This is a genomic window from Litoreibacter sp. JB4-2 (assembly GCF_055693445.1).
On the sequence record NZ_CM146334.1, the window covers coordinates 3,441,786 to 3,466,730 of the forward strand.

Annotated in this window: 28 protein-coding genes; 17 read left to right on the plus strand and 11 right to left on the minus strand. The window is 59.0% G+C overall.

All coding sequences use genetic code 11. The annotated features are described in order from the left end of the window. Positions 1 to 4 precede the first annotated feature (4 nt). From ACZ1G7_RS17185 to ACZ1G7_RS17210, 6 genes are all read right to left on the minus strand, one after another. Entirely contained in the window at positions 5 to 472 is a 468-nt protein-coding gene (locus ACZ1G7_RS17185) for a YcgN family cysteine cluster protein (protein ID WP_472660601.1), read from the minus strand. Continuing rightward, positions 469 to 1,401, minus strand: a complete 933-nt coding sequence (locus ACZ1G7_RS17190) for a bifunctional riboflavin kinase/FAD synthetase (RefSeq protein ID WP_472660602.1) — start codon at positions 1,399 to 1,401, stop codon at positions 469 to 471. The genes ACZ1G7_RS17185 and ACZ1G7_RS17190 overlap by 4 nt, the downstream gene beginning before the upstream one ends. A 35-nt stretch (positions 1,402 to 1,436) precedes the next feature. Beyond that, positions 1,437 to 1,907: a MaoC family dehydratase gene (locus ACZ1G7_RS17195; protein WP_472663756.1), complete on the minus strand. Its 471-nt coding sequence runs from the start codon at positions 1,905 to 1,907 to the stop codon at positions 1,437 to 1,439. Positions 1,908 to 2,008: 101 nt separating this feature from the next. Beyond that, entirely contained in the window at positions 2,009 to 2,881 is an 873-nt protein-coding gene (locus ACZ1G7_RS17200; RefSeq protein WP_472660603.1) for a TIGR01459 family HAD-type hydrolase, read from the minus strand. Positions 2,882 to 2,902: 21 nt separating this feature from the next. Next, positions 2,903 to 3,451, minus strand: a complete 549-nt coding sequence (locus ACZ1G7_RS17205; RefSeq protein ID WP_472660604.1) for a thioredoxin family protein — start codon at positions 3,449 to 3,451, stop codon at positions 2,903 to 2,905. 1 nt (position 3,452) lies between these two features. Then, positions 3,453 to 4,370, minus strand: a complete 918-nt coding sequence (locus ACZ1G7_RS17210) for a manganese-dependent inorganic pyrophosphatase (protein ID WP_472660605.1) — start codon at positions 4,368 to 4,370, stop codon at positions 3,453 to 3,455. A 305-nt stretch (positions 4,371 to 4,675) separates the two neighbouring features. On the opposite strand from ACZ1G7_RS17210, the gene ACZ1G7_RS17215 reads away from it, so the two are divergent. Next, positions 4,676 to 4,852: a hypothetical protein gene (locus tag ACZ1G7_RS17215; RefSeq protein WP_472660606.1), complete on the plus strand. Its 177-nt coding sequence runs from the start codon at positions 4,676 to 4,678 to the stop codon at positions 4,850 to 4,852. Between the two features lie 102 nt (positions 4,853 to 4,954). Further along, complete coding sequence (locus tag ACZ1G7_RS17220; RefSeq protein ID WP_472660607.1) at positions 4,955 to 5,629, plus strand: DUF2161 domain-containing phosphodiesterase; 675 nt, start codon at positions 4,955 to 4,957, stop codon at positions 5,627 to 5,629. Here ACZ1G7_RS17220 and ACZ1G7_RS17225 read toward each other — a convergent pair. Next, positions 5,619 to 7,070, minus strand: coding sequence for a sensor domain-containing diguanylate cyclase (locus tag ACZ1G7_RS17225; protein ID WP_472660608.1), 1,452 nt, complete (start codon positions 7,068 to 7,070; stop codon positions 5,619 to 5,621). The two genes, ACZ1G7_RS17220 and ACZ1G7_RS17225, sit on opposite strands and share 11 nt — an antisense overlap. A gap of 181 nt (positions 7,071 to 7,251) precedes the next feature. Between ACZ1G7_RS17225 and ACZ1G7_RS17230 the strand changes: the two genes are divergently transcribed. From ACZ1G7_RS17230 to groL, 6 genes are all read left to right on the plus strand, one after another. Further along, positions 7,252 to 8,367, plus strand: a complete 1,116-nt coding sequence (locus ACZ1G7_RS17230; protein ID WP_472660609.1) for a serine/threonine protein kinase — start codon at positions 7,252 to 7,254, stop codon at positions 8,365 to 8,367. Between the two features lie 236 nt (positions 8,368 to 8,603). After that, positions 8,604 to 9,092, plus strand: a complete 489-nt coding sequence (locus tag ACZ1G7_RS17235; RefSeq protein ID WP_472660610.1) for a twin-arginine translocation pathway signal — start codon at positions 8,604 to 8,606, stop codon at positions 9,090 to 9,092. Positions 9,093 to 9,161: 69 nt separating this feature from the next. Beyond that, complete coding sequence (locus tag ACZ1G7_RS17240) at positions 9,162 to 9,725, plus strand: ferric reductase-like transmembrane domain-containing protein (protein WP_472660611.1); 564 nt, start codon at positions 9,162 to 9,164, stop codon at positions 9,723 to 9,725. Between the two features lie 200 nt (positions 9,726 to 9,925). Then, entirely contained in the window at positions 9,926 to 10,864 is a 939-nt protein-coding gene (locus ACZ1G7_RS17245; RefSeq protein ID WP_472660612.1) for a sulfurtransferase, read from the plus strand. A gap of 264 nt (positions 10,865 to 11,128) precedes the next feature. Next, positions 11,129 to 11,416: a co-chaperone GroES gene (locus ACZ1G7_RS17250; protein ID WP_472660613.1), complete on the plus strand. Its 288-nt coding sequence runs from the start codon at positions 11,129 to 11,131 to the stop codon at positions 11,414 to 11,416. A gap of 43 nt (positions 11,417 to 11,459) precedes the next feature. Further along, positions 11,460 to 13,112: a chaperonin GroEL gene (groL, locus tag ACZ1G7_RS17255; RefSeq protein ID WP_472660614.1), complete on the plus strand. Its 1,653-nt coding sequence runs from the start codon at positions 11,460 to 11,462 to the stop codon at positions 13,110 to 13,112. 160 nt (positions 13,113 to 13,272) lie between these two features. Here the strand turns inward: groL and ACZ1G7_RS17260 are convergent, their stop codons facing one another. Beyond that, complete coding sequence (locus ACZ1G7_RS17260; protein ID WP_472660615.1) at positions 13,273 to 13,641, minus strand: VOC family protein; 369 nt, start codon at positions 13,639 to 13,641, stop codon at positions 13,273 to 13,275. Positions 13,642 to 13,740: 99 nt separating this feature from the next. Here ACZ1G7_RS17260 and ACZ1G7_RS17265 point away from each other — a divergent pair, with 99 nt between their 5' ends. Beyond that, positions 13,741 to 14,571: a DMT family transporter gene (locus tag ACZ1G7_RS17265; RefSeq protein WP_472660616.1), complete on the plus strand. Its 831-nt coding sequence runs from the start codon at positions 13,741 to 13,743 to the stop codon at positions 14,569 to 14,571. On the opposite strand, the gene dprA is transcribed toward ACZ1G7_RS17265, so the two are convergent. From dprA to tldD, 3 genes are all read right to left on the minus strand, one after another. Then, entirely contained in the window at positions 14,568 to 15,620 is a 1,053-nt protein-coding gene (dprA, locus tag ACZ1G7_RS17270) for a DNA-processing protein DprA (RefSeq protein WP_472663757.1), read from the minus strand. The two genes, ACZ1G7_RS17265 and dprA, sit on opposite strands and share 4 nt — an antisense overlap. A 339-nt stretch (positions 15,621 to 15,959) precedes the next feature. After that, positions 15,960 to 16,427 carry a GNAT family N-acetyltransferase gene (locus ACZ1G7_RS17275; protein WP_472660617.1) on the minus strand — a complete coding sequence of 156 codons (468 nt, stop codon included), beginning with the start codon at positions 16,425 to 16,427 and terminating at the stop codon, positions 15,960 to 15,962. Further along, positions 16,427 to 17,854: a metalloprotease TldD gene (tldD, locus tag ACZ1G7_RS17280; RefSeq protein WP_472660618.1), complete on the minus strand. Its 1,428-nt coding sequence runs from the start codon at positions 17,852 to 17,854 to the stop codon at positions 16,427 to 16,429. The genes ACZ1G7_RS17275 and tldD overlap by 1 nt, the downstream gene beginning before the upstream one ends. Before the next feature lie 161 nt (positions 17,855 to 18,015). Here tldD and coxB point away from each other — a divergent pair, with 161 nt between their 5' ends. From coxB to ACZ1G7_RS17320, 8 genes are all read left to right on the plus strand, one after another. Then, positions 18,016 to 18,915 carry a cytochrome c oxidase subunit II gene (gene coxB / locus ACZ1G7_RS17285; RefSeq protein WP_472660619.1) on the plus strand — a complete coding sequence of 300 codons (900 nt, stop codon included), beginning with the start codon at positions 18,016 to 18,018 and terminating at the stop codon, positions 18,913 to 18,915. A 50-nt stretch (positions 18,916 to 18,965) separates the two neighbouring features. Next, entirely contained in the window at positions 18,966 to 19,907 is a 942-nt protein-coding gene (gene cyoE / locus ACZ1G7_RS17290; RefSeq protein ID WP_472660620.1) for a heme o synthase, read from the plus strand. Position 19,908: 1 nt separating this feature from the next. Then, on the plus strand, positions 19,909 to 20,103 hold the full coding sequence (locus tag ACZ1G7_RS17295; protein WP_472660621.1) for a hypothetical protein: 195 nt from the start codon (positions 19,909 to 19,911) through the stop codon (positions 20,101 to 20,103). Then, positions 20,103 to 20,708 carry a cytochrome c oxidase assembly protein gene (locus ACZ1G7_RS17300; RefSeq protein WP_472660622.1) on the plus strand — a complete coding sequence of 202 codons (606 nt, stop codon included), beginning with the start codon at positions 20,103 to 20,105 and terminating at the stop codon, positions 20,706 to 20,708. Before ACZ1G7_RS17295 ends, ACZ1G7_RS17300 begins: the two co-directional genes overlap by 1 nt. Before the next feature lie 18 nt (positions 20,709 to 20,726). Further along, positions 20,727 to 21,527 (plus strand): cytochrome c oxidase subunit 3, encoded by an 801-nt coding sequence (locus tag ACZ1G7_RS17305; protein ID WP_472660623.1) that lies wholly within the window; start codon positions 20,727 to 20,729, stop codon positions 21,525 to 21,527. Positions 21,528 to 21,598: 71 nt separating this feature from the next. Continuing rightward, positions 21,599 to 22,276, plus strand: coding sequence for an SURF1 family protein (locus ACZ1G7_RS17310; protein ID WP_472660624.1), 678 nt, complete (start codon positions 21,599 to 21,601; stop codon positions 22,274 to 22,276). A gap of 13 nt (positions 22,277 to 22,289) precedes the next feature. Then, positions 22,290 to 23,678: a threonine synthase gene (gene thrC / locus ACZ1G7_RS17315; protein ID WP_472660625.1), complete on the plus strand. Its 1,389-nt coding sequence runs from the start codon at positions 22,290 to 22,292 to the stop codon at positions 23,676 to 23,678. Next, on the plus strand, positions 23,675 to 24,940 hold the full coding sequence (locus ACZ1G7_RS17320) for a M16 family metallopeptidase (RefSeq protein WP_472660626.1): 1,266 nt from the start codon (positions 23,675 to 23,677) through the stop codon (positions 24,938 to 24,940). The genes thrC and ACZ1G7_RS17320 overlap by 4 nt, the downstream gene beginning before the upstream one ends. Positions 24,941 to 24,945 lie beyond the last annotated feature (5 nt).

The following is a 24,945-nucleotide window of genomic DNA, read 5'->3' on the forward strand; positions in this document are numbered from 1 at the left end:
CGCCTCACAGGTCTTCGATGATGTGATCTTCCCACTCATCTTCGGGGATTTCAAATTCGGGCACGGTCCAGCCTTTGACGGATTGTCCTGCGTCATGGACGGTTTGCGCCGTGCCGGAAATCAGCGGGTGCCAGTCATAAAGCGGCTTGCCTTCGTAGAGCAGCCGGTAGGCGCAGGTGGACGGCATCCAATAGGCGATTTTGGCGATGTTTTGCGGGGTCAAATGCACGCATTCGGGCACGAATTGCAGGCGGATGTCATATTGCGCGCAGCGGCAGGTGTCCCCGTCCAGCAACCGGCAGGCAACGCGGGTGAAGGCGATTTCTTCGGTCTCCGGGTCTTCGAGCTTGTTCAGACAGCATTTGCCACAGCCGTCGCAGAGCGCTTCCCATTCCTTGGGCGCGAGGTTTTTCAGCGGCACTTTTTCCCAGAAATTCGGGCGCAAACCGTCACGGTTGATCGGATCTTTCATTGGGCGTCCAGAATGGCGCGGGCCTGCGCGCAATCGGCATCCATTTGGGTGATCAACGCGTCGAGGCTGTCGAAGTTTTCTTCGCCGCGCAGGTAGCTTACCAGCGCAACTGACAGATCCTCCCCATAAAGATCGCCTTTGAAATCAAAGAGGTAGGTCTCGCAATTGGGTTGGTTCTCACCAAACATGGGTCGCACGCCGATAGAAGCCGCACCTTGATAGCTGCCTTTATGAGGGCCGGTCAGCACATCGACCATGACCGCGTAGACACCGAATTTGGGTTGGTGCAACCCTGTCGTGTCCTGATTGGCGGTTGGGTAACCCAGCTCCCGCCCGCGCTGTTCGCCGGTGATCACGGGTCCTTCGATCCTGTGCCAATGGCCTAGCATTTCCGCGGCGTCTTGAGGTTTTCCGTCTGTCAAAGCCGCGCGGATATTTGTAGAGGAGACTTGCTTGTCGCTCGCCTCTACCAGCTTTGAGATGGTGACACCGAAGCCGTATGTCTTGCCAAACTCTTGCAGTATCTGCGCATTGCCCGCGCGGCCCTTGCCGAAGCAGAAATCGGCGCCAACAACGACATGTTTCAGGCCCAGCCCGTCGGCGATGACGTCGCGTGCGAATTCTTCCGCGCTGAGGCTTGAGAGGACCGCGTTGAAATTCAGCTCATACAGCCGTTCCACGCCGAGCTTTTCAAGCCGGTTGGCCTTGGCGCCTGCGTTCATCAGCCGGAAAGGCGGGGCATCGGGCGCAAAGTATTCGCGTGGATGCGGCTCGAAGGTGACGATGCCCAACGGGGCGTCCGGAGCCGCCTTGCGGGCAATGTCGATGACCGCTTGGTGGCCCAAGTGGACGCCGTCGAAATTGCCGATCGCAACGGTCGCGCCGCGGTCTTGGGGGCTTACAAACTGGTAGTCACGAATGATGCGCATTCGCTTGCGTAGCGCTCAAGGCGCGGGGGTGCAAGTCAATCGAATTTGCGCGACGGCGCCAGCACGATAGCCTCACCTTTTAGGACGTTTTTGCCGTCCACTTCGCAGCGGGTCATCATCGTGACCTTGCGCTTGGCGTGGTCAATCTCGGTCACTTCGACCTCGGCCATGACCATGTCGCCGGGGCGGACAGGCGCCATGAATTTCAGGCTTTGACCAAGGTAGACGGTGCCGTGGCCGGGCAGCTGTTCGCCAATCACGGCGGAAATCAGACCGGCGGTGAGCATGCCATGCGCAATGCGGCCTTCAAAGATGGTGTCCTGGGCGTATTCATCATCCAGATGCACCGGGTTGTGGTCGGTGGAAATCTCGGCGAACAACTCGATGTCGCGATCACTCACGCGCTTGCTCAGATGGCGCTTCATGCCGATCTCAATGTCTTCAATGCAGATCGTGCCCCGTTGCACATCATCGGGCAGGTTGTCGCTTGGGCCGGGGGTACGCATATCGAGCATCTCTTCACCTCTAAGTCACAAAATAGCACCCCGAGGGGCAATTTTGAAACTTTATTACTTTGCGCTTGCAGCAAAGTCCAGTGAAAAGCGGGTCAGCGCAGCTTCCCTATCGTGTAGCGCGGGCTAACCATTTCCTTTTGTAAATAAGCGCTTAGCAAGTCTGGGTCAGGATGACGGTCGGTCTTTGTTTCTTCAGCCGCCAAACCGCCCGAAATAAAGAGGGAATCAAGGTCCTCACCCTGTGCACCTTGGATATCTGTCAAAACGCCGTCGCCGATGCACAGGATGCGCGCTTCAGGCACGTCTTTTCCCAAAGCCGCCAGTCGGCGGCGGGCAAGATCATAGATCGGCGGATGCGGTTTGCCGAAATACAGGCTCTCACCGCCCATTTCAGTATAAAGCTTGGCCAGAGCGCCGGCGCACCATTCGCGATGTTCGCCGCGATCCACAACGATATCGGGGTTGGCGCAGAGCAGTTTCATGCCTTTTTGCTTGGCGTATAGGAACTCTGGCCGGTTGACCTCAGGGTCGGCCATCGGGTCTACAGGGCCGCAACAGATAATGCCTTCGGCCTGATCCAGCGGCACTTGGGTGATCTCAACCGGGTCCTCGATCAGCTTCAACGGGTCAAAGAAGTTTTGGTCATGCGGCTGGCCGATAAAATAAACCTTGGAGCCCACGGCATCGCGATACATCGCGGCACGCGCGCTGTCGCCGGAGGTCGCGATGTCGTCATAGCTGTCCTCGGCCACGCCTATCTTTGTCAGCTGTTTGGCGACCGAAGCCCGGTGGCGCGGCGCGTTGGTGACGTAGATCACGGTGCCGCCCTTGGCGCGGTAGTCCTGCATCGCCGAAACTGCAGTCTCAAACGGGGTGATGCCGTCATGGATGCAGCCCCACAGGTCGACGAATAGCGCGTCATATTGATCGGAAATCTCGCTTAGCGCGCCGATGATCTGGGTCATAATTTTCTCACTATTGGAGGTTCAACGCCATTTGATGGAACAGCCCATGGATGGCGTTTGGTTTTGCGGGCCTTGGCCTGTTTCGGCCACACCGCGCATGGCGTTGAGCAGCTCGGGCGTGCGGTTCGAAGCATCGCCCATCGCGGCGCTGTCGAGGCGCCCGCGATATTGCAGCCCGCCTTGCGCGTCAAACCCGAAGAAATCAGGGGTACAAACTGCGCCGTAGGCTTGGCCAACGGACTGGGTTTCATCAACGATATAAGGGAATTCCCAGCCGTGTTTGGCGGCAAAACCTGTCATCTTGTCGGGCGCGTCTGCCGCGTAACGTTGATAGTCATTCGACATAATCGCGACCGTGTTGACGCCAAGTTCCGCCAATTCGCCCGCGTCTTCGGCCAATCTGTCGGCGACGGCAATCACATAGGGGCAGTGGTTGCAGACAAAGGCGACAAGCAGGCCCTTTTCGCCCATGATGCTGTCACGTGTGACCACGACCCCCTCGGGCGTTTTGAGTGAGAAATCCGGCGCGGGCCAGCCGAAATCACATACGGAGGAGTCGTATAGCGCCATATTACACCTTCAGGTTGGGGATGATCTGCTTTTTGCGGCTCATGACGCCGGGCAGGACAACGGTGTCGCCTGACACACTGGCGCCGAAGCTGGCTTCCGCCACGGTTTTGGTCAGATCGTTGGGGATCAGCAATGTGGCTTCCTCATTCAGGATGTCGACAACGAAGAGCAGCACTTGATCGACGCTGTCTTCCAGCGCCACTTTCGGCATCGCGGCCATCAGCGCGTCTTTGCGGTCCAGCACCATTTTGGGCGAGGTGGTTTCCAGAACGGAGACCCGGAAGTTCGTGTCGCCTACTGCGTATTCTTTGCTGTCCATGCGCAACAGCTCGGCTTCCGAGAAGGCGGAGACGTCGGATTTCGCCGCAAACATCTCGGCGGCGTAGTCGGCGATGTTGATGCCCAGATCGGCCGCGAGGCTTTCGGCCAAGGCGCGGTCGGTGTCGGTTGTTGTAGGCGAGCGGAATTCCAGCGTGTCGGACAGAATGCAGCTCAGCATCGCGCCTTTGATCGCCTCGGGCATATGGCCCGCGTGATCGCCCATCAGGTCATGCATGATCGTGGCGGTGCAGGCCAGCGGGCGGATAGTGATGTCAATCGGGCCCGCCGTTTCCAGCCCGCCTACCAGTTTGTGGTGGTCGATGATCGCCGTGACATTGGCCGCATTGATATTGTCGGGCAGCTCTGAAGGGTTGTTGGTGTCGACGATGATGCAATCCTGCCCGTCAGCCACGCCGTCAATAATCTCGGGCTTGTCCAGGTTCCAACGGGTCAGCACAAAAGCGGCCTCGGTATTAGGCTCGCCCAGAAGGGCCGCCTTGGCGTTGCCGCCCTGATGGTTGAGGAACCATTCCCAGATCAGGGGTGAGCCTGTGGAATCGGTGTCAGGGGATTTGTGGCCGAAAATCAGCGTGGTCATGCGTCTATCCTACAGAAAATGGGGTATTTTGCCGGTCTTATAGGCATGGCGCCGGGGCTTGTCACCCTCAAGCTTAATTGACTTTTTTGCGGCTTTTGGGTAACTCAACTCATCCCTAATGGAGGACCCTGACAGTGGACCACATAGTTTAATCCGCCGCCTCAGAACCGATGCTTAACCGTATCGTCTACCATTGGGAGTACCCCGACAATGGACAATTTGACTGACCTCTCCTGAGAGGGCCGTTCCTGCTCGCGCGCGCAGCGCCGGGCCATTTTCGAACTCACGTCAAGAAAGGGCACGATATGCCCAACACAAAGCAATCCTCCCGCAAAGGCGGGACCAAAAAGGCTGTGACGCCAGTCATTCCCGCCGCAAAGCCAGGTTTCGATCCGGCGCTTTTAAAGCGCGGCAAGGGCCGCTCGCAACGGTTTGGACGTGGCAAGCCGCCGCGTTTTCCGGGCCGTGCTGGCGGGCGCTAAGCAGTCTCTGCCCCGCCGCGCGATTGCGGCGGGGCTTGATTGACGAGGACGTTTTTCCCATGCTGCGCGAGAGCAGTTCGATCGTAAAATCAGGCATGAAACATGCGCGAAACGGAATTATATGCGCCCATCAAGGGTTTCCTTGAGGGGCAGGGCTATGAAGTCAAAGGCGAAGTTGGCGCCTGCGACGTCGTGGGCCTGCGCGGCGATGACGACCCGGTGATTGTCGAGATGAAGGTCGCGTTCTCGCTGTCTCTGGTGCATCAGGGCGTCGCGCGGCAGGCGATCACGGATGATGTCTATCTGGCCATCCCGCGCCTGTCGGGAAAACGGTTTGTCAAAACCCTGAAGGAGAATCTTGCGCTGTGCCGCAGGCTTGGGCTGGGGCTGATCACGGTGCGGATGCGTGATATGCTGGTTGAGGTGCATCTTGATCCGGCGCCATTTACCCCGCGCAAATCCAAGCTGCGCAAAGGGCGTTTGCTGCGCGAATTTGCCCGCCGAGTAGGGGACCCGAATACCGGCGGGGCGACGCGCGTTGGGTTGGTGACCGCTTACCGTCAGGACGCGTTGCGATGTGCGGCGCATCTGGCGTCATCGGGGCCCAGCAAAGGGGCGTCGGTGGCCGCGGCGACCGGGGTGCCGGGGGCCACGCGGATCATGGCCGCAGATCACTATGGCTGGTTCGAACGGGTCGCGACCGGCATTTATCAGCTGACCCCAAAGGGCGAGGACGGGTTGAAGCAATACGGTGAAAGCGGTGCACTTACGGCGTGACCGTATCGGCCGTGACCACCCGGTTGCGCCCCTGTTCTTTTGCGGCGTAGAGCGCAATATCGGCTGATTTGACCAACTCGGCCACATCGGCGCCGTCGCGTGGCCAGATCGCAACCCCGGCGGACACCGATATAGAAGGCAGCGCGGTGCCCGAATGTTTGATAGAAATCTCGCCTACTTGGGCACGAAAATTTTCCGCCAGGATCAGCGTTTGACGTTCCGACAGGCCGTGGCACAAGACTACAAATTCTTCACCCCCCATGCGGCAGGGCGCACTGTTTTCGCTGAAGAACTCTGACATCTTCGCGCCAAAGGCCCTCAACACCATATCACCGGCATCATGGCCGTAGGTGTCGTTGAACTTTTTGAAATGGTCGATGTCGAAGGCGATGATCGAATAGGGTTCCTCGGTCGTATTGGATTTGGCGTTCTGGCGGTGCGCGGCCTCCAAAAACCAGCGGCGGTTCCACAGGTTTGTCAAAGGGTCGCGGATGGATTGATCCATCAGCTCGTGACGCAGCTGGACATTGGCGATTGCGAGGCTGATCTGCTCCGCACAAAGCAGTGCAAGGTCCCATCTTTGTTTCAGGAATGTCTCGAACTTTGCGCGCTCTTTGCGCTCCGCTGCCAGGGGCGCGAAATGCAAATGCAACAAGCCGTTGGTTTGGCCATGTGCCATGATCGGGACGCAAAAATATGGGATCTCATCCGTGTTCGTTTTCAGATGCGCGCAAGGAAATTCGATCGGGCGCAGCCCATAGGAATAAGCGCGGCCACGGCGCAGTGCCCAGCAATCGTCAGCCTCGATATGGGCGGGGGTAGCGCAGGCATCGCCCCAGTGGATTTTAAGGTCCAAAGCGTCACGCGAATTGGAGAAGATATATAGCTGCCCGCCAGCCTCCGGCATCAGCGTCTCAAGCGATTTCGAGATGACCTGCAGCAGTTCCTGCAACGACTTGGCGGAGTACAGCCATTCGCTGACCTGGCTTAGAATGCGGCGTTCTTGCTGGCGAAGCTGTTCATTTTGGGCGGCTTCGCGGTTGGCGCGGGCAAGTGCGCGGCGCTGCGTTACGTCGCGTGAGGAGGACATGAAATGCGTATGCCGTCCTTCATCATCAAAGATCGGGGTGATCCGGCTTTCCATCCAAAATGGGGTACCGTCTTTGCGGCGATATTGCACCTCAATGTCAACGGGGCGGCGATGTTTAAGGCAATCGTCGATCAGTTTGATCGTTTCCGCGTCAGTCGTATCAGCGCGCAGCAAATCTGCCGGGCTGCGTCCCAACATGTCATTCATTGAGAAACCTGTAATGTCCTCAAACTCGCGGTTCATCCAAAGCACGCGGTCTTGGGCATCAGTCACCAACAGGCCGTCGCGGCTGTACTCAGCCGCCATCAGCGCATATTGCTGAAAGTCCGTCTTTGGGTTTGATATGTTCATGAACGCGTTTTGCCCCGATGCATGCGCGGCAGTTTCAGCGAGAAACCTTAATTTATCCCACTTTTTTTGGTCCCAAAAACTGCCTTTTCTCCAAAGGTTTTCGTCTAATTTTAACGGCTATTGCCAGAGCGCTGTGATCAGGCTAGCAGGTTTTGTCGTTTGGCATCGCAAGGGGAGTGAGATGGGAAACACGGTTGTAAATAGCTGGAACGAGTGGGACCCGCTCAAACATGTCATAGTCGGTCGCGCCGATGATTGCCACATCCCGCCGGAAGAACCCGCGCTGGACGCCAAAGTGCCCGAAGACAGCGACATGCGCGGCCAATGGGGGCGCCGTCCGCAAGAGACCATCGACCGCGCCAATGAGCTTTTGGACAATTTCGCCGCCATGCTGGAAAAGCGCGGTGTGCGCGTCGACCGGCCCGACAGCATCGACCATTCCAAGCCCGTCACCACGCCCGATTTCCACACGGACAGCCAGTTTGGCTGCATGCCGCCGCGTGATGTGCTGCTGACCGTCGGCTCGGAAATGCTGGAGGCGACGATGTCCTATCGCTGCCGCTGGTTTGAATATCTCAACTACCGCCCGCTGATGGAGCGGTATTTCGACGAGGATCCGAATTTTCGACATGAAAGCGCGCCCAAGCCGCGCCTGACGGATGCGGATTACCACCCTGATTACCTGAGCGACAAAATCGGCGTCGAAAAACGCCTGCAATGGGCGGCGGAGAAGTTCTTTGTCACCACCGAGAAGGAGCCGCTGTTTGACGCCGCCGATGTGCTGCGCTTTGGCCGCGATCTGGTGGTGCAGCACGGGTTTACGACCAACCTGAAGGGTATCGAATGGCTGCGCCGTCACTTCCCCGATCACCGCGTGCATACCGTGAATTTCCCCGGTGATCCCTATCCGATTCATATCGACGCGACCTTCACGCCGCTGCGTCCGGGTTTGATTTTGAACAACCCGCAGCGCCGCTTGCCCGAAGATCAACGCGAAATGTTCGAAAAGAACGATTGGCAAATTGTCGATGCCGCGCAGCCTGCGCATAATGCGCCGCCGCCTTTGTGCTATTCCTCGACATGGCTGTCGATGAATGTGCTGGTGCTGGACCCCAAAACTGTCTGCGTCGAAAAGTCGGAGGTCTATCAGGCCGAGCAGATGGACAAGCTGGGAATGAATGTCGTGGAGGTGGAGCTGCGCGACGCCTATGCCTTTGGCGGGGGGCTGCATTGCTGCACAGCTGATGTCTACCGCGAAGGTGGCTGCGAGGATTATTTCCCGCATCTTTCAACGTAGCGGGCACGGGACCGTTCATACATCAATAACGTGCGGCACCAGTGTTGACCGGGGCCTCCGGCTGGGCTGCGCGCGCGGGTTTGTCAAAATGATGAGCGAATAGCTGCGAAAAATGCTATCGTCACCGAAACGTGAGGGCGCGGGGCCTCCAATCGGCGCATCTTTTGCCTAGATCACCTTGCAAGAGGAGACCCACACCGGCGGCGCAGCCCGCCCAGACTATTTGGAGCAAGTGAATGACCGAATTTACACCATCTCGCCGTTTTCTTTTGACCGGTGCAGGCGCGCTTTTGGCCGCCGCACCTTTGGGTTGGACTGTGCCTGCCCGTGCCCAAGGCCTTGCGCCGACACCGACCATGCGCGGCGGGGCGAATTATTACATTCCTGATGTCCCTGTGGTTGAGCGTATCGGCGGTGGTGGCTTTATCACCAGCGGCACCGTACGGCGGGCAGGCGATGGCATGCCTTTGGCCGGGCAGCGCGTTCAGATCTGGGCGCATACGACTGAAGGCCACGAGCGTGACCTGCATAGCCATGGCACGGCGTTGACAGATGAAAACGGCGTGTTTCGCATGGATATGCCGCAGATTGTCCCTGCATTTGGGCAGCCGCATGGCCACCTAGCTTTCGTGAACCCCGGTTTTGAGGACGTGTTCTTGCGCCCGATCATGCCAAGCTCATCCGATACCTCGCTGAGCGCCGATTTCGTCGTCGTACCTGCCTGACGCACCCATGCCCGGCAGCAAAAAAAGAGGGCAAGCGCCTGGCTGATCTGGCTGGCGCTTGTCTTGGTCATGGCGGTGCCTTTGGGGCTGGCGATGGTCAGCCCGTTGCTACAATGGCGTGATCCCATCTACATAGCATCGGGCTTCGTTGGGATCATTGGCTTGGCGCTGCTGCTCGCGCAGCCGCTTTTGGCAGCGGGGCAGCTTCCGGGCCTTGGCTTATCCGTGTCACGGCGGTGGCATCGCGTGATCGGTATAGTGACCGTATTGGCCGTGATCGCCCATGTTGCGGGGCTTTGGGTGACCAGCCCGCAAGACGTCGTCGACGTGTTGCTGTTCCGCTCGCCCACGCCGTTTTCGCTTTGGGGCGTGATTGCCATGTGGGCGCTTTTTGCGACCGCCGCGTTGGCCGCTTGGCGCAAGCGTTTGCGGTTGCGCTGGCGGACATGGCGGATTGGCCACAGCCTGTTGGCTGTTGTGATCGTGGTGGGCAGCGTGGTCCATGCGCTGCTGATCGAAGGCACTATGGAAACCATGTCGAAAGTGGCGCTTTGCGCCTTGGTGGTTCTGGCATCTTTGTGGGTGTTAGGGGATCGCAAAGTGCTGGCAAAGTTGAAAAAACAAAGCGGCTAACGCTCGCGACCCCAGCTGCCTTTGCCTGTCTTGCGCCATGCGGTCGGCCACAGTTTCTTCTTATTTCACTAAAATTATCGTCATATTCAGACCACACGAGGCTGAAAGACACGGGCTACGCCGCCCATAAACCACTCGCGCGCGGCGTCTAGAAAAAGAAGGAACTTCCCAACATGTCAAATTTCTTTGGGGCCCTACTCTTGAGCATCACGCTGGTGATGCCGAGTGTCATGCTGTCTGCTGGTCCGGCTTTCGCAGAAGACCTTAAGCCCGGCATTGCTACGACAGATGCCGATTGGTCACGCTACATGGCGCCAGAAGCGTTGTCGTCGCGCTTGTTTTCGGACCCGGATGTGCAAGTCATTGACATCCGCTCAAAGAAATACCTCAAACATGGCGTCATTCCCGGCGCGGTTTGGATGCCTTTTGCAGAGTGGCGTGGCCCCAAGGAACGGCCCGGCCAACCGCCCACCGCAGAAAAACTGTCAGCGCTGCTTGGGGAGGCGGGGTTGAGCCTTGATAAGCCAATCGTCGTTCACAACCACACCGGCAAAACAATCCAGACCGGCCGTGCCGCGATTGTCTATTGGATACTCAAGACCGCAGGCGCGGAAGAGGTTGCTGTTCTGAACGGTGGCTTCAAAGCGTGGCAGGCAGCAGAATTGCCTGAGACGACCGCGCATCGCAAAGCGCCCCAAACCAATGTTGACGTTGCATTCCGCTATGACTGGTGGGCCGACCCGCTGGATATCTTGGCCATCTCAACCAATCAGGAAGAGGGCGCGATCCTGGATTCGCGGCTTGATGGGCAAGTTCGAAAATCGGTCAAAACCGGCAAGCCAATGATGAGCATGCCGCTTGCGCAATATATCCCCGCCGGCTTTTTTGCGAACCAGTTGTCTGCAAAAAACCTGACAAATCCCGCAAAAACAGAGTTCCGCAAAGAACTTGAGGGTCGCGGGATTGAGCTCGGCAAGGGGCTGTTGATCAGTGTCTGCCAAACAGGTGAGCTGAGCGCCCTGTCATGGTTTTATGCCTCCGAGATCGTCGGCATCGAGAACGTGCGCTACTACCCGGATGCGTTGCAGGGTTGGAAAAGCGATGGCGGCTTGATGTTTGGTCTCAAGGCAAGCCTATAAGCGATCTGCCAAAATGAAATGCCCCAAGGCGCCCCGTTTGCGGGCGCCTTGTTTTTTGGCGACCTTTGTTTTGAAAAAGCAACCCGCGCGGGCTTGTCGGGCGCTTCCGATGTCTTGTGAAATCGCGACAGATTTTTGCGCCCAATCCGGTTGACTCGGGCTGCGCTGCTCCTTACCTACCCATCCGTTAGCACTCGCTACCCCTGAGTGCTAACGGCCCCAAATGGGGGCCATGGGAGTAACTTTGAGCTAGGAGCTACAAAGATGGCATTGAAACCGCTTCATGACCGCGTTCTCGTTGAGCGCGTAGAAGGCGACGAAAAGACCGCCGGTGGTCTGATCATTCCAGAAAGTGCAAAAGAAAAGCCAGCGGAAGGCGTTATCGTCGCTGCCGGCGAAGGCGCACGCAAAGACTCGGGTGAATTGATCCCGATGGCTGTCAAAACAGGCGACAAAATTCTGTTCGGCAAATGGTCCGGCACAGAAGTCACCGTTGACGGCAAAGAGCTGCTGATCATGAAAGAAAGCGACGTACTGGGCATCCTGTCCTAAGCCGCTTCACCTGCAAATTCGATATTTTAAGGAGCACATGTAAATGGCTGCTAAAGACGTAAAATTCGACACAGATGCACGGAACAAGATGCTGAAAGGCGTCAACACTCTGGCAAATGCTGTCAAAGTCACATTGGGCCCGAAGGGTCGCAACGTGGTTCTGGACAAATCTTTCGGCGCACCGCGCATCACCAAAGACGGTGTATCCGTGGCGAAAGAAATCGAACTGGACGACAAGTTCGAAAACATGGGCGCACAAATGGTCAAAGAAGTGGCCTCGCGTACCAATGACGAAGCAGGCGACGGTACAACAACCGCTACTGTTCTGGCGCAAGCCATCGTCAAAGAAGGTCTGAAGTCGGTTGCCGCTGGCATGAACCCGATGGACCTGAAGCGCGGCATCGACATGGCGACAACAACAGTTGTGGAAGCCATCAAATCGGCAGCCCGCCCTGTGTCTGACAGCGACGAAGTTGCGCAAGTCGGCACAATCTCCGCCAATGGTGAAGCTGAAATCGGTCAGCAAATCGCCGGCGCGATGCAAAAAGTTGGCAACGAAGGCGTCATCACTGTTGAAGAGAACAAAGGTCTGGAAACAGAAACCGATGTTGTTGAAGGCATGCAGTTCGACCGCGGCTACCTGTCGCCTTACTTCGTGACCAACCCGGACAAAATGACCACAGAGCTGGACGACGCCCTGATCCTGCTGCACGAGAAGAAGCTCTCGTCGCTGCAGCCAATGGTGCCACTGCTCGAAGCTGTCATTCAGTCTGGCAAACCGCTGATGATCATCGCGGAAGACGTTGAAGGCGAAGCCCTGGCGACTTTGGTTGTGAACAAATTGCGTGGCGGTCTGAAAATCGCTGCTGTCAAAGCACCTGGTTTCGGCGATCGCCGTAAAGCCATGCTGCAAGACATCGCGATCCTGACTGGCGGCCAGGTCATCTCCGAAGACCTCGGCATGAAGCTGGAATCTGTCACCATGGACATGCTTGGCACCGCCAAGAAAGTTCAGATTACCAAAGACGAAACAACCATCGTTGATGGTGCTGGTGCGTCGGCTGAGATCGAAGCGCGTGTCGCTCAGATCCGTCAGCAGATCGAGGAAACAACTTCCGATTACGACCGTGAGAAGCTGCAAGAGCGCGTTGCCAAACTGGCAGGCGGTGTTGCTGTGATCCGCGTCGGCGGCATGTCTGAGATCGAAGTGAAAGAGCGTAAAGACCGCGTTGACGACGCTTTGAACGCGACCCGTGCGGCCGTGCAAGAAGGCATTGTTGTTGGTGGTGGTGTTGCTCTGGTTCAAGGTGCCAAAGCGCTGGACGGCCTGACAGGCGACAACAACGACCAGAATGTTGGCATCAACATCGTGCGCAAAGCCATCGAGGCGCCTCTGCGTCAGATCGCTGAGAACGCAGGCGTCGACGGCGCTGTCGTTGCTGGCAAAATCCGCGAAAGCTCCGACGCATCGTTTGGCTTCAACGCGCAGACCGAAGAATATGGCGACATGTTCAAATTCGGCGTGATTGACCCGGCCAAAGTGGTCCGCACAGCCCTGCAAGACGCGGCCTCTGTGGCGGCTCTGCTGATCACAACAGAAGCCATGGTCGCTGATGCGCCTGCCAAAGACGGCGGCGGCGCTGGCGGTGGCATGCCTGACATGGGCGGCATGGGCGGCATGGGCGGCATGATGTAAAACGCTGTTTTCCGTAAGGAAAACGCGTTTGGTGGCGGCAGGTGAGTGTGCAGCACTTACCGAAAGCCACTCAGCCGAACATGACGTTACAATAGTCTAAGAAGAGCGGCCCCAACGGGTCGCTCTTTTTCGTTTTCTCCGGGGATCGTTTTCACTGGGGTTAACTTGAGCCGCGCGGCTCCCACAGCTGGATCGGGTTGCCTTCAGGGTCGGTCAGGCGCGCGAAACGGCCATTGGGCTCATCCGCCTCAAATTCGACCTCAACGCCTCCCGCGCGCAGCTGCGCCATCATCGCATCCAGGTCGCGGACCCGGAAATTGATCATCCATTGCTGCACGGGCGCGCCAAAATAATCCGTGTCCTGCGCGAAGGGCTCCCACACCGTGTCGCCTGCCTCTTGTCGCCAACACGCGGTGTCGTAATCGGTCGGCGTCTGGTCGACGCCGAGATGGGTATCATACCAGTCGCGCAACGCCGCGCGGTCACTGGCGCGGAAGAAAACGCCGCCTATGCCAAGAACCCGTTCCATAAAAATACCTTTGAAAACTATTTTTTTAGTATAACACAAAACGCCTTCATCACAAAATTGCGTCTTGCGAAGGGCGGTGCGACGCGGGATGGGTGCGCTATGAAATTGGTCTTCCTTGTTGCGCTGACGATGGTCGCGTTCGCCGCCAATTCGGTGCTGAACCGGCTTGGATTGGTGGGTGGCGGCACCGACCCGCTGAGCTTTGCGGCGCTCAGATTGGTCTCCGGCGCTTTGGCGTTGGGGGCCTTGGTTTGGATCAGCGGCGGCGGGGTGTCGCTACGGGGACGGCGTCGCGCGTTGGGCGCGGCGTCGCTTGCGATCTATATGATCGGGTTCTCGCTCGCCTATGTCTCGCTCGACGCCGGTGTCGGCGCTTTGATCCTGTTTGGCGTCGTGCAAATCACCGTGTTTGGCGGCGCATTGGCGGGTGGCGCACGGGTTTCTACAGGGAAATGGCTGGGCGCGGGTGTGGCATTGGCGGGCTTGGCCTACTTATTGCTACCGGGGGCCACAGCACCTGATATCACGGGCGCTGCCTTGATGGCCTGCGCGGGGGCGGGTTGGGGCGTCTACACGCTTTTGGGCAGGGGTGAACCGGATGCGCTTGGCGCTACCACAGCGAATTTTCTGCTGGCCAGTGTCGCGATGGTTGCTTTCTATCTGCTCTGGCCTGGCACACGCGTCATCACGGGCAGCGGGGCGGTCTATGCGCTGATCTCGGGCGTGCTGACCTCCGCCATGGGCTACGCGTTGTGGTACCGCGTGTTGCCGCGGTTGGAGGCCGCCACGGCGGGCATCGCCCAGCTGACAGTGCCGGTTATCGCGCTTGCGGGGGGCATGATCTTTTTGGGGGAGGCCGTGACGCTCAGCTTCATACTGGCCTCAGTGCTGGTGCTGGGTGGCGTCGCCTGGTCGATCCTGAAAGGCTAGGTCCGCGCCAGCAACCCACCGGCGGAGCGCGTGATTTTGCCCTGCATTTCTAGGTCCAGCAGCTTTGGCGCGACAAGGTCGGGGTCATAGGCCAAATCACGGATCAGTTGATCTTCGGCCACGGGTGTCGGCCCCAACAGCCCCAAAATCTGCGCATGTGCGGGCCCGGCATCATGCACTGGCCGCTGCGGTTGCGCGATGGGTGCGGGTTTGGGCGGGGCGGGGGCGGCAAGCGCCTCGACTATGTCTTTGGCGCCGCGTACCAGCGTCGCGCCGTCGCGGATCAGCATGTTGCAGCCTGCGGCGCGCGCATCAAACGGGTGGCCGGGTACAGCCAGTACGTCGCGGCCCTGATCCAAGGCCTCCCGCGCGGTGATGAGGGATCCCGATTTTGCAGCGGCTTCCACCACAACGACCGCACGCGCCAGCCCCGAAATGATCCGGTTGCGGCGCGGGAACAGCCGCGCCGTTGGCGTCAGGCCCAGAGGTTGTTCTGACAGGCGCAGCCCGGATTTGGCGATCATGTCATGCAACGATGCATTTTCGCGCGGGTAGACCTGATCGACCCCACCCGCCTGGATCGCGATTGTACCGGTCTGTAAAGCGGCCGCATGGGCGGCGGCGTCAATGCCACGAGCGAGGCCGGAGGTGATCACATACCCGGCCTCGCCCAGTGTCTTGGCGAGTGAGGTGGCCATGCGTGTCCCCAGCGACGACGCATTGCGCGCGCCCACCAGCGCGATATTTGGGCGGTCCGTGAGGGTGACGTCGCCAAGCGCCCAAAGAACTGGTGGCGGGTCGGGTAGATCTGCAAGCTGTTTGGGGTATCCCACCGCACCAAAGCACAAGAGCTTGGCGCCAAGTCTTTTGCCTTTTTGCAGCTCTTCCTGGGCCGCCTTGGCCGAGCAGGGCGCATATTTCGCAACCCCGGCCTTGCTTGCTACATGCGGCAAGGCCTCCAGCGCGGCTTCTGCCGTGCCATGCTCCGCCAACAGTCGGAAAAAAGTCTGTGATCCGACGCGGTGGGATCTGATCAGACGAAGCCAGATGACCGTCGCTTCCCATGTCTTGGGGGGTGCGAGGGGGGTGGGGTAGACAGCAGGTCGCTGGCCATCTGGGTCTCCGTCTGATCAGTGAAATCAGTTTTGGGGCACAGGTCTTAATCAGGAATTAATCGTGTTTCTTCTCTGAAGTTTTTCTCACAGTTAATTGTAATTAATGGATATTTTTATTTCCAAAAGTTAGAAAGGTTAACGGAAGTGTTAACGGCCCTCACTATAAATAGTGATGCTAAAACTCCGATTGGCATTAACCTTTTTTCTTTTGCAGCAGAATCACGCCGTATTGGGGGCGGGTGTTGCGAGATCTTTTTGACCAGCGCGCGGCGCTCAGAGCCGTTTTTCAAAGATCATCGCGGGCATTTTGAACGGGCCCTTTGACGTGTCGACGACAATGTCGTCCATACCACGTTCCTGCCAGCCCAGTTTTTTGTAAAACGCACAGCCGCGCAAGTTCTCAGCGTGGCATTCGAGATAGGCAGTCGTGGTGCCGCGCGCGCGCAGCTCGGCTTCCGTGGCGGCCATCAGCTGCGCGGCCAGCCCGGTACCGACCTGTTTGGGATGGACGTAGAACTGGTCAATCTTGTCGGGCCTGAGCACGACAAAGCCCGTCGGCGCGCCGCGTTCGCCACAAACCAGCAGATCATCGCCATAGCTACGCAGCCGCATGTGGAAACTGTCGGCCGTGCGCAGGCGGACCAGCTCTTTGGGTGCGATTTTGGCATGGCCATTGTCCCAACCCTCCGCCCACAGCATGGTGAGCGGCGCGAAATCATCCTCTGTGGCGCGGCGCAGCATTATGTCTGCGACCCGCCGATAGTGAGATTCCCGATTTTCAGGGTCGGCTGACCCACACCCACCGGCACCCATTGGCCTTGCTTGCCGCAATTGCCCATGCCGGGATCAAGCGCCATGTCGTTGCCAATGGCCTGAATATGTTTGAGCGCTGTCGCGCCGTCGCCAATCAGCGTGGCGCCATTGACCGGCTCGCCAACTTCGCCGTTTCGCACGCGGTAGGCCTCCGTGCAGCTGAACACGAATTTTCCGTTGGTGATGTCGACTTGGCCGCCGCCGAACCCCACAGCGTAGATGCCGTCTTTCAGGTCCTTCACAATTGCCTCCGGCTGCGCGTCGCCGCCCAGCATATAGGTGTTGGTCATGCGCGGCATCGGCGCGTGGGCGTAGCTTTCGCGCCGCCCGTTGCCCGTGGGCGCCACCCCCATCAGCCGCGCGTTCTGGCGGTCTTGCATGTAGCCGACCAAGACGCCGTCCTCAATCAGGGTGTTCTTGCCCGATGGCGTGCCCTCATCATCGACTGTTATTGACCCGCGCCGGTCCGGGATGGTTCCGTCGTCCAGCACGGTCACGCCTTTGGCCGCGATCTGCTGGCCCATCAGCCCAGCAAAGGCGGAGGTTTTCTTGCGATTGAAATCGCCCTCCAACCCATGGCCAATCGCTTCATGCAGCAAAATGCCGGGCCAGCCGGGGCCAAGCACCACGTCCATCACGCCCGCAGGCGCCGGAACCGCATCCAGATTGACCAAAGCGACGCGCAACGCCTCGCGCACCAGCCCTTCCCAATGGGAGCGGTCCATCAGAGGCGTCAATAGGTCGCGCCCGCCGCCGCCCGCATTGCCGCTTTCGCGCCGCCCGTTCTTTTCGGCCATCACTGAGACGTTGATGCGCGTCATTGGCCGGTCGTCATAGACCAGGGTGCCGTCGGGGCGCAGAATGGCCACTTGCTGATGCGATGCCGCAAGGGAGGCCGACACCTGCACCACGCGCGGATCAAGGCTGCGGGCGAAGTCGTCGATTTCCTTCAGCAGCTCGACCTTGGCCGGGAATGTTGCGCCATCCATCGGGTTTTCGTCGGTGTAAAGCTTGCGGTTGGTGGCTTGCGGGGCAGGGGCCATGGTGCCGCCGCCCGCACCCACCGCAAGCCGCGTCGCTTCCGAGGCGCGCAGCAACGCTTGCTCGGAGATTTCTGTGGCATGTGCGTAGCCCGCGGTCTCGCCATTGACCGCGCGCAGCCCGAACCCTTCCGACGCGTCGTAGCTGGCGGTTTTCAGGCGGCCATCGTCAAAGGCGAACACCTCCGAGCGTTTGCGCTCCAAAAACAGCTCCCCGTCATCCGCGCCCTCCGTTGCGGCTTTAACAATTGATAAAGCACGGTCGCGGTCGAGCATCGTGTCGAACGGGGTAAAGGCGTCCATTTTCGCGGTCATGCGGGGCTCTCTTTCAAATTTGGGCCGAATACCTGCGGCAAGGTAGCGCGAGGGGCGTCGTGAGCCTTGCCCCGCAGCCTCTAATATGGTTTTGACGGGCGCAGACGCAACGGGGGATTCCGTGCAGGTGACGCACGCCCCTGAAAAGACGGGAACACAATATGCGATTTTCAATGATTTTGCCGGCCCTTGCCTCCGCTTTTGTTGCGGGAACGGCCTGGGCGCAGTCGAGCCTGGACGCGCCTCTGGGCGATCTGGAGATCATCGGCAAGCCGGTCCCTGACGGGATCAACTTCCAGCCGCCCGTGACCGAACTGGCCCGCGACATTCAGTGGCTGGACTGGTTTGTGCTGGTGATCATCACAGTGATCACCCTGTTTGTGACAGCACTTCTGGCCTACGCCGCGTGGAAATTCGCCGCCAAACGTAACCCAACCCCCGCGACGTTCACGCACCACTCGGCGCTGGAAGTGGCCTGGACAATTGTCCCCATCATCATTCTGGTTGTGATTGGCGCGTTCTCGATCCCGGTTCTGTTCAAGCAGCAGATCATCCCGGAAGGCGATATCGTCATCAAAGCGACGGGCTACCAATGGTATTGGGGCTATGAATATGTCGATGACGGGTTCGAATTTGACAGCTTCATGATCGGCGCTGGCGAAAACCGCCTGACACCAGATATCAGCGCAGAGCTGCAGGAAGCCGGCTATTCGGACGAAGAATTCCTGCTGGCCACCGATACAGCCGTAGTTGTTCCCGTGGGCAAAACCATCGTCATGCAAATCACCGGCGCAGATGTGATCCATTCCTGGACCATTCCAAGCTTCGGCGTGAAGCAGGATGCGGTTCCGGGTCGTCTGGCCGAGCTGTGGTTCACGCCTGAGCAAGAAGGCGTTTACTTCGGCCAGTGTTCGGAGCTTTGCGGTCAGGCCCACGCCTATATGCCGATCACAGTGAAGGTCGTGTCTGAAGAGGCTTACGCCGCTTGGCTTGAGCTTGCTAAGGCAGAATATGCCGGTATCGCGCCTGCGCCGCAGGCCGTGCAAGTCGCCTCGAAGTAAGGACCCGAATTAAGGAGTAGGGTGGGCAATTTGCCCGCCTTTTGATGCCCATGACAGACGCCACCCAGAATATCGGTAGCTATGAAGACGAGGCGCAGTTCAGCGACTACGTCGCGCTGCTCAAGCCTCGCGTCATGTCGCTGGTCGTGTTTACGGCAGCTGTTGGCGTGTTCGTGGCGCCGGTTTATGTGCATCCGTTTGTGGCCTTCGTGGCGATCCTGTTCATTGCCCTTGGTGGCGGCGCGTCCGGCGCGTTGAACATGTGGTATGATCACGACATCGACGCCGTTATGAAGCGCACTGCCCGTCGCCCTGTTCCCGCGGGCAAGGTTACCAAGGGGGAGGCGCTTTCCATTGGCCTTTGGCTGTCGGCGATTGCCGTGGTCATGCTGGGGCTTGCAGCCAATTGGGTCGCTGCGGGCATTCTGGCCTTCACCATTTTCTTTTACGCCGTGATCTACACGATGTGGCTGAAACGCTGGACGCCGCAAAACATCGTCATTGGCGGCGCTGCCGGGGCCTTCCCGCCGATGATCGGTTGGGCCGTGGCCACTGGCGGGGTGTCGGTCGAAAGCGTGCTGATGTTTGCGATCATCTTCATGTGGACGCCGCCGCATTTCTGGGCGCTGTCGCTGTTCATGAATGAGGATTACTCCAAAGCCGGCGTGCCGATGCTGACCGTGACCCACGGAAAAACCGTGACGCGCAAACACATCTTTGCCTATGCCGCTTTGCTTGCGCCGCTGGCCATCTACGCCGCGTTCACCTCAATCGGGGGATGGATTTACCTTGTCGCGGCGCTCTACCTGAACGCAAAATTCGTCTACGGCGCTTGGCAGCTTTGGCAGCGCGATGACGCGGCTGCTGAGGCCGATGCCTATAAAGCCGAGAAGAAATATTTCCGCTTCTCCCTGACCTACCTGTTCGCCAGCTTCGGCGCGCTGCTTTTGCAGGCGCTTTGGGTGCAGGGCTTTGGCATGGGGGCTTGGTAGCATGGCGGCACCTCAAGTAGAGCATGAGCTGCACAAACGCCGCTTCTCGCGCAACGTGGGTGTGGCTTTGACGCTGGTCTGCTTCGTGTTCATCGTGTTCGGGCTGACTTACGTAAAAATAACCAATGGCGGGCTAAACCAAGGCTTCGACCATGTGGTGCGCCCCGAAATGATGCCAATTGAGGAGGGGAACTGATGTTCAAAAATCTCGACCCCGCCCAACGGACCTTGGTCTTGCTGGTTGGCATGGTTCTGACGATGCTGTCCTTGGCCTTCGCCTCCGTGCCACTCTACGACTGGTTCTGCCGGGTGACGGGGTATGGCGGCACGCCGCTGGCGTCTGACGCCGCCTCCGATGTGATCTTGGACAAGACCGTGACAGTGCGGTTTGACGGTTCCAAAAATGCGGGCTTCCCGTGGGAATTCAAGCCAATGCAGCGCGAGATGGAAGTGCGTATCGGCGAGACGGGGATGGCCTTCTACGAGGCCTATAACCCGACCGACCGCCCCATCGCAGGGTCGTCCACCTACAATGTTTTCCCGTTCACTGCGGGCGGCTTTTTCGTGAAAATCGACTGTTTCTGCTTTGAGGAACAGGTCCTGCAGCCTGGCGAACGGGTTGAAATGCCGGTCACCTTCTATGTTGACCCCGAGATGGTCGAAGACCGCGACGGCAAATACATCGATACGATCACGCTAAGCTACACATTTTACCAGATAGACCTGCCTGAAACAGATGATGACACGCAGGCGGCGCTGGACATTCAAGCCAACCCGGCGCAAAACACAGCTAAGAACTAAGGCCAACGAGGGACACCCATGGCACACGCAAAGAACCACGACTACCACATCCTGCCCCCGTCGATTAACCCATTCCTGGGCGCGCTGTTTGCCTTTGTGATGCTGTCCGGCGCGGTTCTCTGGATGAAAGACGGCAGCCCATGGATGGCCCTGATCGGCTTGGCGGGCGTGCTCTATGTGATGTTCTCCTGGTGGTCCGACGTGGTCGAGGAAAGCCAGGTGGGCGACCATACGCCTGTCGTGCGCATCGGCCTGCGCTACGGTTTCATCTTCTTCATCATGTCCGAGGTTATGTTCTTCGTCGCATGGTTCTGGTCCTTCTTTAAACACGCAATGTATCCGATGGGCCCGCTCAGCCCCGGTGTTGACGGCCAATGGCCACCCGCAGGGATCGAGACATTCGACCCATGGCACCTGCCGCTGATCAACACGCTGATCCTGCTGTGCTCGGGCGCCGCGGCGACATGGGCGCACCACGCAATCGCGCATGAAAACAACCGCAAGGACCTCAAGAACGGCCTGATCATCGCTGTGGCGCTTGGCCTGATCTTCACTGCGTTTCAGGCCTATGAATATAGCCACGCGGCCTTCGGCTTCTCCGGCAACATCTATGGGGCCAACTTCTTCATGGCGACAGGCTTTCACGGGTTCCACGTGATCATCGGCACGATCTTCTTGTTCGTCTGCCTGCTGCGCGCCTATGCAGGGCACTTCACCCCTGAAAAGCACGTGGGCTTTGAAGCCGCGGCCTGGTACTGGCACTTCGTCGATGTGGTCTGGCTGTTCCTGTTTGCAGCGGTCTACATCTGGGGCGGCTAACCCCTGTCACTGACGTTAAGATTTCAGGCGCGAGGGCTCACCCCCTCGCGCTTTGCTATTGAGGCCCCTCGATGACCAAACGCATGATCATCCCCTTGCTCTTCGGCCTGATCGGCTGTGGCATCCTGCTGTATCTGGGCATTTGGCAGGTGCAGCGCCTTGCGTGGAAAGAGGCCAAGCTGGCCGAGATCGACCGCGAGATCGCGGCCCCGCCCGTAGCCCTGCCTGAACGCCCGACGCTGGCAGAACATAAATACCTGCCTGTCGAGGTCAGCGGCGATTTCACGGGCAGTGAATTGCATGTCCTGTTTTCGATCAAAAATCAGGGACCCGGCTACCGGGTGATTGCCGCGTTCAACACCGAAACCGGACGCCAGATCATGGTGGATCGCGGCTTTGTGCCGACGCCGCGCAAGGTCGAAGATCGCGCGGCCGCAGGCGTCACCGTCCAAGGCAATTTGCATTGGCCTGATGAGGTTGACGGGTTCACACCAGAGCCGGAACTGGACACCAATATCTGGTTTGCGCGCGATCTCGACGCTATGGCGCAAGCGTTGGGAACGGAACCTGTCCTTGTCGTTGCCCGCGCCAGCACCAAAACCCAGCCAACGGTGCAGCCTGTGCCGCTGTCCAGCACCGGCATCCCCAATGACCACCTGCAATACGCGATCACGTGGTTTTTGCTCTGCGCGGCGTGGGCGGGGATGACAGCCTATCTGCTTTGGCGTATCAGGCAGCGGACTGTGTAAAGGACGCACCCCAATGCGCTACATCTCGACCCGTGGCAACGCCCCCGTTTTGACATTTGAGCAGGCCATGCTCACAGGCCTCGCGCGCGACGGCGGGCTCTATCTGCCCGAAACCATCCCGACCCTGTCGGCCGATGAGATTCGCGCCATGCGCGGCGCATTCTATGAAGAAATCGCCTTCCGCGTGATGCGCCCGTTCATTGGTGACACGTTCACCGATGCGGAATTCGAGACGATCATCGCCAAGGCCTATGCCGGATTCGGGCATGAGGCGCGCGCGCCATTGGTGCAGCTTGCCCCGAACCATTTTTTGTTGGAGCTGTTCCACGGCCCGACGCTGGCCTTCAAGGACTTCGCCATGCAGCTGATCGGTCAGCTGTTTCAGGCTGCGCTGTCACGCTCGGGCGAGCGGGTCACCATCGTCGGCGCGACTTCCGGCGACACAGGGTCAGCGGCGATTGAGGCGTTCAAAGGCCTCGACGCGGTAGACGTGTTCATCATGTATCCCGATGGCCGCGTCTCTGAAGTGCAGCGCCGCCAGATGACCACATCAACCGCATCCAATGTCCATGCGCTCGCCGTCGAAGGCGACTTCGACACCTGCCAGGGCGCGTTGAAAGACATGTTCAACGATTTCGACTTCCGCGACGGCGTCCGGCTGGCGGGCGTGAACTCGATCAATTTCGCCCGCGTGCTGGCGCAGGTGGTCTATTACTTCACCTCGGCCCTGTCGCTTGGCAGCCCGGACCGCAAAGTCAGCTTCACCGTGCCCACTGGCAATTTTGGTGACATTTTCGCGGGCTACATCGCCAAGCAGATGGGCCTGCCGATTGAAAAGCTCGTGATCGCGACCAACCAAAACGACATCCTGCACCGCACGTTGGAGACCGGGTCTTACACGACCGAAGGGGTGACGCCGTCGATCAGCCCGTCGATGGATATTCAGGTCTCCTCCAACTTCGAACGCGCGCTTTTCTATGCCTATGACCAAGACGGTGCTGCCGTGGCCGAGCAGATGGACAGCCTGAAGCAAACCGGGTCCTTCAAGATCAGCCAAGGCGCCTATGAAGCGCTGAAAGACACGTTCGTGTCAGGCCGCGCGTCGGAAGAAGAAACCTCCGCCATGATCACCACCGCTCAGCAGGAAATGGGTGAGCTCTTGTGTCCGCATTCCGCCGTCGGCGTTCATGTCGCCCAGGACCATCTGGCCGCGACCCCGATGATCACGTTGGCCACAGCGCATCCGGCGAAATTTCCGGCTGCAGTTGAGGCCGCATCGGGCATCCACCCGCCCTTGCCCGCGCGCATGGCGGATCTGTACGACCGGGACGAGACCATCACCCATGTCAAAGGGGAGCTTGCAGCCATCCAAAAAATCATTCGCGACGGGATATCCCAATGACCGCACCACAGCTGCACACCCTGCCCAACGGGTTTCGCATTGTCACCGAACATATGCCGGGGCTGGAAAGCGCCAGCATTGGCATCTGGGTGAATGCCGGCGGGCGGCATGAACGCCTCAGCCAAAACGGCATCGCCCATTTTTTGGAGCATATGGCGTTCAAAGGCACCAAGCGGCGCAGCGCGCTGCAAATCGCCGAAGAGATTGAGGATGTCGGCGGCTATATCAACGCCTACACCTCGCGTGAGGTGACAGCCTACTATGCCCGCGTGCTCAAGGATGATGTGGCCTTGGGCCTCGACGTCATCGCCGATATCGTGCGCAACCCGGTCTTTGAGCAAAGCGAGATAGAGGTCGAACGCGGCGTCATCCTGCAAGAGATTGGCCAATCGCTGGATACGCCCGATGACGTGGTTTTTGATTGGCTACAAGAAGCAGCCTATCCCTGCCAGCCCATCGGGCGGACCATTCTGGGCCCGTCTGAGCGTGTGTCGTCGTTCACGCGCGACGACCTGTCGAATTTCGTGGCGGAACATTACGGGCCGGGCCAGCTGATCTTGTCGGCGGCCGGCGCGGTCGATCACGACATGATTGTCAAAATGGCCGAAGACCTGTTTGGCGATATGGACGCGCGCCCGGCGCTGGTGGCAGATCCGGCCAAGTTCACCGCAGGTGAACGGCGCGAGGTCAAAGCACTGGAACAAGCCCATTTCACACTGGCCCTGGAGGCCCCGGGCTACCGCGACGACGCTTTCTATACTGCGCAAATTTTCGCCTCAGCCTTTGGCGGCGGTATGTCATCGCGACTGTTTCAGGAAGCGCGCGAGAAGCGGGGGCTGTGCTATTCGATCTTCGCGCAGGTTGGCAGCTATTCCGACACCGGTACGATGACCGTTTACGCAGGAACCTCAGGCGATGATATCGCGGGTCTGGCCGATTTGACCGTGGATGAGCTGCGGCGCGCAAGCGGTGATATCTCTGAGGCAGAAGTCGCGCGCGCCCGCGCGCAAATGAAAGCGGGTTTGCTGATGGGGTTGGAAAGCCCGTCCAGCCGCGCCGAACGACTGGCGCGGATCGTGGGCATCTGGAACCGGGTACCGCCGCTGTCCGAAACTGTCGACAAAATCGACGCGGTCGATGCGGCGGCGGTGCGCGCATTCGCGGGGCAGATGGCCTCTAGCGGCGCGGCGGCCATGGCGCTTTACGGCCCGGTTGAACAGGCCCGCGACCTAGAGGCGATCACCCGGAAACTGGCGGCCTGACACCC

Excerpts from the sequence above, each read along its gene's own strand:
- ACZ1G7_RS17185 (WP_472660601.1), bottom strand. The coding sequence starts at position 472 with ATGAAAGATCCGATCAACCGTGACGGTTTGCGCCCGAATTTCTGGGAA.
- ACZ1G7_RS17190 (WP_472660602.1), bottom strand. The coding sequence starts at position 1,401 with ATGCGCATCATTCGTGACTACCAGTTTGTAAGCCCCCAAGACCGCGGC.
- ACZ1G7_RS17195 (WP_472663756.1), bottom strand. The coding sequence starts at position 1,907 with ATGCGTACCCCCGGCCCAAGCGACAACCTGCCCGATGATGTGCAACGG.
- ACZ1G7_RS17200 (WP_472660603.1), bottom strand. The coding sequence starts at position 2,881 with ATGACCCAGATCATCGGCGCGCTAAGCGAGATTTCCGATCAATATGAC.
- ACZ1G7_RS17205 (WP_472660604.1), bottom strand. The coding sequence starts at position 3,451 with ATGGCGCTATACGACTCCTCCGTATGTGATTTCGGCTGGCCCGCGCCG.
- ACZ1G7_RS17210 (WP_472660605.1), bottom strand. The coding sequence starts at position 4,370 with ATGACCACGCTGATTTTCGGCCACAAATCCCCTGACACCGATTCCACA.
- ACZ1G7_RS17215 (WP_472660606.1), top strand. The coding sequence starts at position 4,676 with ATGCCCAACACAAAGCAATCCTCCCGCAAAGGCGGGACCAAAAAGGCT.
- ACZ1G7_RS17220 (WP_472660607.1), top strand. The coding sequence starts at position 4,955 with ATGCGCGAAACGGAATTATATGCGCCCATCAAGGGTTTCCTTGAGGGG.
- ACZ1G7_RS17225 (WP_472660608.1), bottom strand. The coding sequence starts at position 7,070 with ATGAACATATCAAACCCAAAGACGGACTTTCAGCAATATGCGCTGATG.
- ACZ1G7_RS17230 (WP_472660609.1), top strand. The coding sequence starts at position 7,252 with ATGGGAAACACGGTTGTAAATAGCTGGAACGAGTGGGACCCGCTCAAA.
- ACZ1G7_RS17235 (WP_472660610.1), top strand. The coding sequence starts at position 8,604 with ATGACCGAATTTACACCATCTCGCCGTTTTCTTTTGACCGGTGCAGGC.
- ACZ1G7_RS17240 (WP_472660611.1), top strand. The coding sequence starts at position 9,162 with ATGGCGGTGCCTTTGGGGCTGGCGATGGTCAGCCCGTTGCTACAATGG.
- ACZ1G7_RS17250 (WP_472660613.1), top strand. The coding sequence starts at position 11,129 with ATGGCATTGAAACCGCTTCATGACCGCGTTCTCGTTGAGCGCGTAGAA.
- groL (WP_472660614.1), top strand. The coding sequence starts at position 11,460 with ATGGCTGCTAAAGACGTAAAATTCGACACAGATGCACGGAACAAGATG.
- ACZ1G7_RS17260 (WP_472660615.1), bottom strand. The coding sequence starts at position 13,641 with ATGGAACGGGTTCTTGGCATAGGCGGCGTTTTCTTCCGCGCCAGTGAC.
- ACZ1G7_RS17265 (WP_472660616.1), top strand. The coding sequence starts at position 13,741 with ATGAAATTGGTCTTCCTTGTTGCGCTGACGATGGTCGCGTTCGCCGCC.
- ACZ1G7_RS17275 (WP_472660617.1), bottom strand. The coding sequence starts at position 16,427 with ATGCTGCGCCGCGCCACAGAGGATGATTTCGCGCCGCTCACCATGCTG.
- tldD (WP_472660618.1), bottom strand. The coding sequence starts at position 17,854 with ATGACCGCGAAAATGGACGCCTTTACCCCGTTCGACACGATGCTCGAC.
- coxB (WP_472660619.1), top strand. The coding sequence starts at position 18,016 with ATGCGATTTTCAATGATTTTGCCGGCCCTTGCCTCCGCTTTTGTTGCG.
- cyoE (WP_472660620.1), top strand. The coding sequence starts at position 18,966 with ATGACAGACGCCACCCAGAATATCGGTAGCTATGAAGACGAGGCGCAG.
- ACZ1G7_RS17295 (WP_472660621.1), top strand. The coding sequence starts at position 19,909 with ATGGCGGCACCTCAAGTAGAGCATGAGCTGCACAAACGCCGCTTCTCG.
- ACZ1G7_RS17300 (WP_472660622.1), top strand. The coding sequence starts at position 20,103 with ATGTTCAAAAATCTCGACCCCGCCCAACGGACCTTGGTCTTGCTGGTT.
- ACZ1G7_RS17305 (WP_472660623.1), top strand. The coding sequence starts at position 20,727 with ATGGCACACGCAAAGAACCACGACTACCACATCCTGCCCCCGTCGATT.
- ACZ1G7_RS17310 (WP_472660624.1), top strand. The coding sequence starts at position 21,599 with ATGACCAAACGCATGATCATCCCCTTGCTCTTCGGCCTGATCGGCTGT.
- thrC (WP_472660625.1), top strand. The coding sequence starts at position 22,290 with ATGCGCTACATCTCGACCCGTGGCAACGCCCCCGTTTTGACATTTGAG.
- ACZ1G7_RS17320 (WP_472660626.1), top strand. The coding sequence starts at position 23,675 with ATGACCGCACCACAGCTGCACACCCTGCCCAACGGGTTTCGCATTGTC.